The following is a 9,057-nucleotide window of genomic DNA, read 5'->3' on the forward strand; positions in this document are numbered from 1 at the left end:
CGAGCAGGTCAGCATGGAGTGGCTCGGCGAGCGGCTGCGCGACTTCGTCGACCTGAACCCTGAGTTCGAGACCCCGATCGAGCGATTCGCCACCTGGCTCGCCCGGCTCGACGACGAAGACGACGACTGATTCCGGTGCGCAGCCAGCAACCGGCCCGCGTCGCGGCGGCCGGCATGGCCCTGACGCTGCTACTGGGCGGGTGCGGCGCGGACCCCGCACCGCACCCGGTACCCGAGGTGGCCGGGGGCGCGCCGCCGCCCCCGCCGTCGGTCTTCTACGTCGACCCGGCGAACCCGGCCGACACCGAGGCGGACCGGCGCGCGGCGCGCGGCGAGACGGCCGAGGCGGAGGCGTTGCGCGCGATCGGCAGTCGGCCGAGCGCGAAGTGGCTGACCGGCGGCCCGGCCCGCGAGGAGGTCGACACCTTCCTGGGGCAGGCCGCGATCGCCGGCCAGATCCCGGTGTTGGTGGTGCACAACGTGCCGCAGCGGGACTGTGGCCGGCGGGGCGACGGCGGAGCTGGTTCCGGCGCCGAGTACCAGTCCTGGATCCGCGACGTGGCCGCTGGCATAGCCGGCCGTCCGGTGACGGTCGTCCTCGAACCGGGCGCGCTCCCGGACGCGGTGGCCGGCTGCGTACGCGACTCCGACGGCCGGCTCGCGCTACTGCGCGACGCGGTCGCCGTGCTGGCCAGCACCGGTTCCGCCCAGATCTACCTCGACGCGGGACACCCAGGCTGGATCAAGGACGTCGAGGCGCTGGCGGCCGGCCTGCGCCGGGCCGGGGTGGCCGAGGCGGACGGCTTCGCGCTCAACGTGGCGAACTTCGTCCGCACCGAGGACAACGTCGCCTACGGGCACCGGATCTCCGACGCACTCGGCGGCGACGCCCGGTTCGTCATCGACACCAGCCGCAACGGCAACGGCCCCTACCCGGGAAACCGGGTCAAGGGAGCGCCGAGCTGGTGCAACCCGCCCGAGCGGGCGATCGGCGAGGACCCGACGGCCGACACCGGCCTGCCCCGGGTGGACGCCCTGCTCTGGGTCAAGTACCCGGGCGAGTCCGACGGCGACTGCCGTCCCGGCGAGCCGCCCAGCGGCGACTTCTGGCCCGAGTACGCCATCTCCCTCACCCGCGATTGACCCCGGCGGACTCGGGGGTGGGGGTCAGGCCGGTGCGGCGGAGCTTCTGCCAGCCGAGGCGACCGCCGGTCAGGGCGGTCACCACCGACTGGATCATCACCAGGTACATCAGCTGGCGGTACGCGAACTGCTGCAACGGAAGCACCCACAGCACGCCCAGCTTCTCCCGGTCCAACCGGAACGCCACCACCGCGGTCAGCATCTGCACCCCGAGCATGACCAGCCAGGCGACGACCGTCGCGGTCCGGTCGAGGAAGAACAGCCCGTAGAGCGCGAGCAGGTCGATCACCGGGGCCAGCAACGGCAGGAGCACCCCGAACAGGCTCAGGAAGAGCAGGCAGCGACGGGTGAACCGGCCCGAGGCACCACGATCCAGCAGCGAGCGGCGGTGCTTCCACATCGCCTGCATGGTGCCGTAGCTCCACCGGTAGCGCTGCTTCCAGAGCTGTCCCAGCGTGGTCGGCGCCTCGGTCCAGGCCCGGGCCGTCTCCTCGTAGACCACCTTCCAGCCGGCCCGGCCGAGCGCCATGGTGATGTCGGTGTCCTCGGCCAGAGTGTCGTCGGTCATCCCACCGGCGTACTCCAGCGCCTGCCGTCGGAACGCGCCGATCGCCCCGGGCACGGTGGACATGCAGCGCAGCGTCTCGTAGAGCCGGCGGTCCAGGTTGAAGCCGATCACGTACTCGATGTGCTGCCACTTGGCGATCAGGCTGTCGCGGTTGCCCACCTTGACGTTGCCGGCGACCGCCCCCACCTGCGGGTCCGCGAACGGCTGGACCAGCCGCCGCACGGAGTCCGGCTCGAACACGGTGTCCCCGTCGACCATCACGATCAGGTCGTGCCGGGCCAGCGCCACGCCGGTGTTCAGGGCGCTCGGCTTGCCACCGTTGGGCTTGCGGACGACCCGGACGTTGGGCAGCCCGAGCGCCTCGACGATCTCCGGCGTCCCGTCGGTGGAACCGTCGTCGACGACGATCACCTCGATGCCGCCCGGATGGTCACCGCCGGCCAGGGAGCGGACCGCCGCGGCGATACCCTCCTTCTCGTTGTACGCGGGCACGATCACCGACACCGGCTCGGTGACCGGTGGTCCCCACGCCCAGTCCTTGGCGCGGCGCCGGCGCGCGTGCCGGCCGGCGAGCACGAACAACAGGACGGTACGACCCACGGTGAGCACGCCCACCGCGACGAAGATCCAACCGAGCACGCCCAGCGTCCGGTCCGCGCCCTGTACCGCCCAGATCAGCATCCGGCCGCGCCCGCGCTCCCCCGCGCCGGCCGGCTGGCCCACGCTGACCTGGTGGTCGATCCCGGCCTCGGCGAGCGCGAGGTTCAACCCCCCGGTCACCGTGACGAACCGGTAGCCGCGCTCCTTCATCAGTGGGATGAACCGGTCGAGGGCGGCCACGGTCTGGGCCCGGTCGCCGCCCGCGTCGTGCCAGAGCGTGACGGCGCCGGAGTATCCGGGCGGCGTGACGTTGGCGATGATCTGGTCCACGCCGGGCAGCGCCCAGTCCCGGCTGTCGGTGTCGTTGAGCACGCTCAGGTAGCCCAGGTCGCCGGCCTGGGTGAACACCGGCCAGTTCTGGTCGTCGATGGCCGCCGCGTACGAGGAGTACGGGAACCGGATCAGCGAGGTGCGCACCCCGGCCGCGCTGGCGACGGCCAGCTGGGTCTGGGTGTACTCCATGCGGCGCCGCCAGCCCGGCAGGGCGGCCAGGTCCGGATGGGTGAAGGTGTGTACGCCGAGCTCGTGGCCGCCCGCGGCCAGCTCCCTGACCAGGTCCGGGTGACGGGCCACCTGCGACCCGACCACGAAGAAGGTTGCCGGGACCTGGTGGGCCGCCAGCACCCGCAGCACCTCCGGGGTCCAGACCGGGTCCGGGCCGTCGTCGAAGGTGAGCACGATGGTCCGCGGCGGCAGCCGGTACGAGCGGCTCTGCCCGCCCGTAGTGCTGATGATCGGGCCACCGGTGACCACCGAAGTGGGCACCTCATGCTGCCCGGCCTGGGTCTGGTGCCGGTCCGGGGCGAAGGACGCGTTGGCGTACGCGCCGACGAGGAGCACGCCGGCCAGCACGGTGCACAGCACGCCGAACACGGTCCAACTCGGTGGCGGTACGACGCGCCGGCCCAGCCCCGGCCGGCGGGTCCGCCGCGACGGCCGGTCAGTCATCGACGCGCGTACCGGCGTCGGGGCTGGCCGGAGGGTCGATGACCGGAGCCGGGTCGCTGGGAGGCGGTGCGACGCTGGGTGTGGACGCGGGCGCGGTCGCCCGCGTCGCACGGGGTTCGGCCGGCGCCGACGACGGTACGCGGCTAGGCGCCGCCGGAACGGCTGAGGTTGACGGGGGCCGGGACGGTGTGACCGGTGCCCGCGTACCGCTGGTGGTCCGCGGCGCGGCCGGGGTGCTCGCCGCGGGTGCCTCGGCGGCGGGCAGCGATGGCGCCGGGGGCGGCTGCCAGGGTTGCTGGGTCTGTTCCACGAAAGGCAGCACCGTCTCGGGGTTGACCGGACCGCCCGCGAAGCTCGCCACGACCAGTCCGGTGTAGAGCAGGCCCATCAACCCCAGGGCGTACGCGATCCAGCGCAGCCGGGACCGGCGCCGGCCGCTCGGGTCGACGAAGACCGGTGGTGCCTGGGGAATCGCCGCCATCACGGTGGTGGGGCTGTCGTCGCGCACCATCATCACCGTCGGCGCGTCCAGCGCCGGCCGCAGGCCGGTCAACGCGCGCGCGGCCGGCGGGTCCACGGCCGGTACGGCCGGCTGCACCACGGTCGGGGCGTCCACGGTACGCCAGATCACGGTGATCGCTTCTGCGCCCGGTCGGCCGGGCTGGTCGACACCGCTCTCGTCTACCGCGGACCGCCCGCCGCCCAGCGCGCCGGTTGCCGGATCAGCGCTGGCCTGGGGATCCGCGGTCATGAGTCGGGAGTTTAGGAGTGAGCGATCCTCGACTTGCATGCGGAGTCGGCCATCGGGATGCAAGTTGCAGTCGACCAACCACCCACCCGACCTCGGCGTGACCGCGTTCCTGCGGAGCGTGAGGGCCGGCTCGACCGGTGGGCTGGCCGCCGCCCGGGCCGTCCTCCCTGACCTGACGAACCCCCGCCCGCACTGGTTCGAACGGCCCAGCCACGGTCGGACTCACGGCCCCACCAAGATCGCCCGAACCGGCCCCCGGCACGGCCCGGACGGACCGAAATGAAGATCCTTTCGGTCGAGCCCCCGGTCAGCTACCCGGCGGCGGGGCCGGCACCGGACGGCCCGCGGACCCGGGTACGAGGACCCGGGCGGGACGGACCTGGATCTTGTAGCGTGAGTTTCGTGGCCCGAAGCGTGTACCTGACCAGCGTCGGCTCGGGCGGGGGAAAGTCGACCATCGCCCTCGGCCTGGCCGAGCTGCTGTCCCGACAGGTCGGTCGGATCGGCATCTTCCGGCCGCTGGTCGCGCAGGGCCGGCCCGACCCGATCCTCGCCCTGCTCAGCGAGCGGTACCGGGTCGGGCTGCCGGTCGAGGATCTCTCCGGCAGCACCTACGCCGAGGCGACCGCCCTGGTCGCCGACGGTCGGCGGGAGGAGCTGATCTCCCGCGTCGTGGAACGCTACCGGGACGTGGAACGGCGTTTCCCGGCGATGGTCGTGGTGGGCAGCGACTTCGCCGGCGCCGGTGACACCGCCGGGCCGCGCGAGCTGGCCTTCAACGCCCGGCTGGCGACGGAGTTCGGCAGCGTCGTGGTGCCCGTGGTGGACGGGTTCGGGCAGCAGCCGGCGGCGATCACCGCTGCCACCCGTGGGGCGTACCACGACGTCGCCGATCTCGGGGCGACCGTGCTCGCGGTGCTCGCCAACCGGGTGCCGGGCACGATGACGCTGCCCAACCTGCCGGTCCCCGCGTACGCCATCCCGGAGGTGCCGAGCGTGTCGGCGCCGACGGTGGCCGAGGTGTCGGCGGCGCTCGGCGCCACCCTGCTGGCCGGGGACGACACCGCCCTCGGCCGCGACGTGCTCGACTACGTGGTCGGCGCGGCCCACGTGCCGACCCTGCTGGACCACCTGACCGAGGGCGCGCTGGTGATCATGCCGGGCGACCGGGACGACCTGCTGGTTGCGGCGAGCGCGGCGCACGTTGCCGGTCAGGTGTCGCTGGCCGGGCTGGTGCTCACCCTCGGCGTGCCGCCCGACCCCCGGGCTATGCGGCTGGTCGAGGCACTGAACGCCCGGCTCGCGGTGCTCTCGGTGCCCAGTGACAGCTACCACACGGTGGCCGCGTCGAGCCGGATCGAGGGCCGGCCCAGCGCGGCCAACCCGCGCAAGGTGGAGGCCGCGCTCGGCGCGTTCGAGGCGCACGTCGACACGGCCGAGCTGGCCAGCCGGCTGCGGGTCAGCCGCTCCGAGCGGGTCACCCCGCTGATGTTCGAGTACGACCTGATCGATCGGGCCCGAACCCGACGCCGGCACGTGGTGCTGCCAGAAGGGGCCGAGGGGCGGATCCTGCGCGCCACGGAGATTCTGCTGCGCCGGGGAGTCGCCGACCTGACCCTGCTCGGCCGCCCCGACGAGGTCGCCCGGCGCGCCCGGGAACTGGGCGTCGACATCGGCGCGGCCCGGGTGGTGGATCCGGCGACCAGCCAGTGGCGCGACGAGTTCGCCGAGGCGTACGCGAAGCTGCGCGCCCACCGGGGGGTCACCGTCGAGCTGGCGTACGACATCGTCGCGCAGCCGAACTACTTCGGCACCATGATGGTGTGGGCCGGCTACGCCGACGGCATGGTCTCCGGCGCCACCCACACCACTGCGGCGACCATCCGACCCGTGTTCGAGATCGTCAAGACCGTGCCGGAGGTCTCCGTCGCCTCCAGCGTCTTCTTCATGCTGCTCGCCGACCGGGTGCTGGTGTACGGCGACTGCGCGGTCAACCCCGACCCGGACGCCGCCCAGCTCGCCGACATCGCGATCTCCTCCGCCGACACCGCGGCCCGGTTCGGCATCGAGCCCCGGGTGGCGATGCTGTCCTACTCGACCGGCAGCTCCGGCGCGGGGGCGGACGTGGCGAAGGTCGCGGCGGCCACCGCGCTGGTCCGCCAGCGCCGGCCCGAACTGGCCGTGGAGGGGCCGATCCAGTACGACGCGGCGATCGACCCGGCGGTGGCGGCGACGAAACTGCCCGGCAGCTCGGTCGCCGGTCGGGCCACGGTCTTCATCTTCCCGGACCTGAACACGGGCAACAACACGTACAAGGCGGTGCAGCGCTCGGCCGGGGCGGTGGCCGTCGGGCCGGTGCTGCAGGGCCTGCGCCGGCCGGTCAACGATCTTTCCCGGGGGGCCACCGTGCCGGACATCGTCAACACCGTGGCGATCACCGCCATCCAGGCGGCCGCGCTCGCCGAGGCTCCGATGCCGTCCGACGAGGCGGTGTCATGAGCGAACGCAGCGGCCAGGTCGGCGCGATGGAGCGCCAGGGCAGTGACATGAGCAAGGTGCTGGTGCTCAACTGCGGGTCGTCGTCGGTCAAGTACCGGCTGTACGACGGGGAGCGCGTCACTGCCAAGGGCACCGTCGAGCGGATCGGCGAGCCCGGCGGCGGCCCGGCCGACCACGCCGGCGCGGTCCGGCAGATCCTGGCCGGGCTGGACCTGAGCGGGCTCGCCGCCGTCGGTCACCGGGTGGTGCATGGCGGCCGGCGGTTCACCTCCCCGACACTGGTCGACGACGCGGTGCTGGCCGCCATCACCGACCTGGTGCCGCTGGCGCCGCTGCACAACCCGGCGAACCTCGCCGGCATCGCGGTGGCCCGCGACGCGCTGCCCGGGGTGCCTCAGGTCGCCGTCTTCGACACGGCGTTCCACCACACCCTGCCCGATTCCGCCGCCACGTACGCCATCGACCGGGACATCGCGCAGCGGTACGGCATCCGGCGGTACGGCTTCCACGGCACCTCGCACGCGTACGTCTCCCGGCGTACCGCGGAGCTGCTGGGCCGCCCGTACGCCGAGGTCAACACGATCACCCTGCACCTGGGCAACGGGGCCAGCGCGTGCGCGGTCGCCGGTGGGCGCAGCATCGCCACCTCGATGGGGATGTCCCCGCTGGAGGGCCTGGTGATGGGCACCCGCAGTGGCGACCTGGACCCGACCATCGTCTTCCACCTGCGCCGGGAGGGTGGGCTGGGCGTCGACGAGATCGACGACCTGCTCAACCACCGCAGCGGCCTGCTCGGGCTGACCGGCGCCAACGACATGCGCGAGGTGCTGGCCCAGCGCGCGGCCGGGGACGAGGCGGCGGCGCTCGCCTTCGACGTCTACTGCCACCGGATCACGGGCTACGTGGGGGCGTACTACGCCCTGCTCGGCCGGGTGGACGCGGTCACCTTCACCGCCGGGGTCGGTGAGCACGCCGGGCCGGTACGCGCGGCGGCGCTGGCCGGCCTGGGCCGGCTGGGTATCACCGTCGACCCGGACCGCAACGCGGGCAGCGGCGACCGGTTGATCTCGCCGGACGGCGCGGAGGTCGCCGTCTGCGTCGTCGGCACCGACGAGGAACGCGAGATCGCCCGGGAGGCCCGGGAGGTGCTCGCGGCGGCCGGCTGACCGGGCGGGTCAGCCGAAGGCGAGCCAGGTGGCGAGGGCGACCAGCACCACCGCGACGACCGCCGCTGCGACGATCAGTCCGGTGCGCGACGCCGTCTCCGCCGGACCCTCCGGGTTGGCGAAGGCGCGGAATGCCTCGGTGTTACCGCTCGGGTCGGTGTAGTTCTCAGCCATGTCGCGAACCTTAGCGAAACCGGTCCAGTCGGACCGTCCGGTACACCTCGTACACGCCGGGCGGCGGGTGCCGCGCGGACCCGACAGACGGCACCCGGGCGGGTGACCCGGGGTTCTACCGTGATGCCGTGGGGATCAGGCGGCGGCTCGCCGCGTCGACGATGGCCTTGCTGGTGGCGTGCCTGACCGGCTGCGCGACGACCAGCGACCCGACCGTCCGGTCGGCGCCGAACCGGCTGGCGCCGCAGGTGACGTACGCGGTGGGCGTCCGGACGTTCGTCGTCGACGCCGGTTCGCCCCGCCCCCTGCCGGTCACCCTCTGGTACCCGACGCAGGGCAGCCGGGTGGCCGACGGGCGGTTCCCGGTGGTGGTCTACAGCCACGGCCTGGCCAGCCTGCCCGAGCTGCACGCCGGGCTGACCGCCCGGTGGGCCGCCGCCGGTTTCGTGGTGGCCGCGCCGACCTATCCGCACACCCGGCGCGGCGCGACCCGGTTCTCCCGGGCCGACGTACGCAACCAGCCGGCCGACGGCTGGCGGGTCATCCGGCACCTGGTCCGGCTCGACGGCCGGCGCGGCGACCCGCTCGCCGGCCATCTCGACGTGCAGCGGATGGCGGCGGCCGGTCACTCGGCTGGGGGCTTCACCACGGCCGGCATGTTCACCTCCGGGCATCCGGCCCGGCTGCGGGCCGGCATCGTGATCGCCGGCGGCGGGATGGCGGGCAGTTTCGCCGGTCTCCCCGCGCCCATACTCTTCGTGCACGGCACCGCCGACTCGGTGATCCCGGTGAGCGTCGGCCGGGCCGCGTACCGCCGTACGCCTGGGCCGGCCTGTTTCCTGAGCCTGCTCGGGCAGGGGCACGGCGAGTACCTCATCCCCGGCCGGCCGGGATTCGCCCAGGTGCTCGGCGCCACCACCGACTTCCTCCGCTGGACCCTCTACGGCGACCTGGAGGCCGCCCGCCGGCTGCCCACCCGGGCCCAACTGTCCGGCGTGACCACCTTCGAGACCCGCCCCGCCGGCTGAACCCGAACAGCAGGGCGGGTCGGACGGCGGGGCGAGGCACAATCGAAGCCATGTCGCGCCGCGCCGTCTCCGCCTTGCTCGCCAGTGCCCTGTTCGCCAGCGCGCTGGTCGGCTGCTCCA

The 9,057-nt window shown here is 73.6% G+C and carries 8 protein-coding genes; 5 read left to right on the top strand and 3 right to left on the bottom strand.

The window, feature by feature from the left end:
* Both AB0M52_RS25315 and AB0M52_RS25320 read left to right on the top strand, forming a co-directional pair.
* Positions 1-130 (top strand): DUF6104 family protein (locus AB0M52_RS25315; RefSeq protein WP_363958384.1); only part of this gene is annotated, 130 nt, incomplete at its 5' end.
* A 5-nt stretch (positions 131-135) separates the two neighbouring features.
* Positions 136-1,143: a glycoside hydrolase family 6 protein gene (locus tag AB0M52_RS25320; RefSeq protein WP_363958368.1), complete on the top strand. Its 1,008-nt coding sequence runs from the start codon at positions 136-138 to the stop codon at positions 1,141-1,143.
* Here the strand turns inward: AB0M52_RS25320 and AB0M52_RS25325 are convergent.
* Together AB0M52_RS25325 and AB0M52_RS25330 are read right to left on the bottom strand one after the other, a co-directional pair.
* A complete protein-coding gene (locus tag AB0M52_RS25325; RefSeq protein WP_363958371.1) occupies positions 1,130-3,319 on the bottom strand; it encodes a glycosyltransferase in 2,190 nt (729 codons plus the stop codon). The two genes, AB0M52_RS25320 and AB0M52_RS25325, sit on opposite strands and share 14 nt — an antisense overlap.
* On the bottom strand, positions 3,312-4,070 hold the full coding sequence (locus tag AB0M52_RS25330) for a hypothetical protein (RefSeq protein WP_363958373.1): 759 nt from the start codon (positions 4,068-4,070) through the stop codon (positions 3,312-3,314). The genes AB0M52_RS25325 and AB0M52_RS25330 overlap by 8 nt, the downstream gene beginning before the upstream one ends.
* Before the next feature lie 393 nt (positions 4,071-4,463).
* Here AB0M52_RS25330 and pta point away from each other — a divergent pair, with 393 nt between their 5' ends.
* Both pta and AB0M52_RS25340 read left to right on the top strand, forming a co-directional pair.
* Complete coding sequence (gene pta, locus AB0M52_RS25335; protein ID WP_363958376.1) at positions 4,464-6,569, top strand: phosphate acetyltransferase; 2,106 nt, start codon at positions 4,464-4,466, stop codon at positions 6,567-6,569.
* Positions 6,570-6,616: 47 nt separating this feature from the next.
* Positions 6,617-7,735 (top strand): acetate kinase, encoded by a 1,119-nt coding sequence (locus tag AB0M52_RS25340; protein ID WP_363958387.1) that lies wholly within the window; start codon positions 6,617-6,619, stop codon positions 7,733-7,735.
* Between the two features lie 9 nt (positions 7,736-7,744).
* Here AB0M52_RS25340 and AB0M52_RS25345 read toward each other — a convergent pair whose 3' ends face one another.
* Positions 7,745-7,909: a hypothetical protein gene (locus AB0M52_RS25345; RefSeq protein WP_363958379.1), complete on the bottom strand. Its 165-nt coding sequence runs from the start codon at positions 7,907-7,909 to the stop codon at positions 7,745-7,747.
* 128 nt (positions 7,910-8,037) lie between these two features.
* On the opposite strand from AB0M52_RS25345, the gene AB0M52_RS25350 reads away from it, so the two are divergent.
* Positions 8,038-8,937: an alpha/beta hydrolase gene (locus AB0M52_RS25350; RefSeq protein WP_363958381.1), complete on the top strand. Its 900-nt coding sequence runs from the start codon at positions 8,038-8,040 to the stop codon at positions 8,935-8,937.
* The last annotated feature ends 120 nt before the right edge of the window (positions 8,938-9,057 follow it).

It is taken from the genome of Micromonospora sp. NPDC051296 (assembly GCF_040682255.1).
Taxonomy (GTDB): Bacteria; Actinomycetota; Actinomycetes; order Mycobacteriales; family Micromonosporaceae; genus Micromonospora; species Micromonospora craterilacus.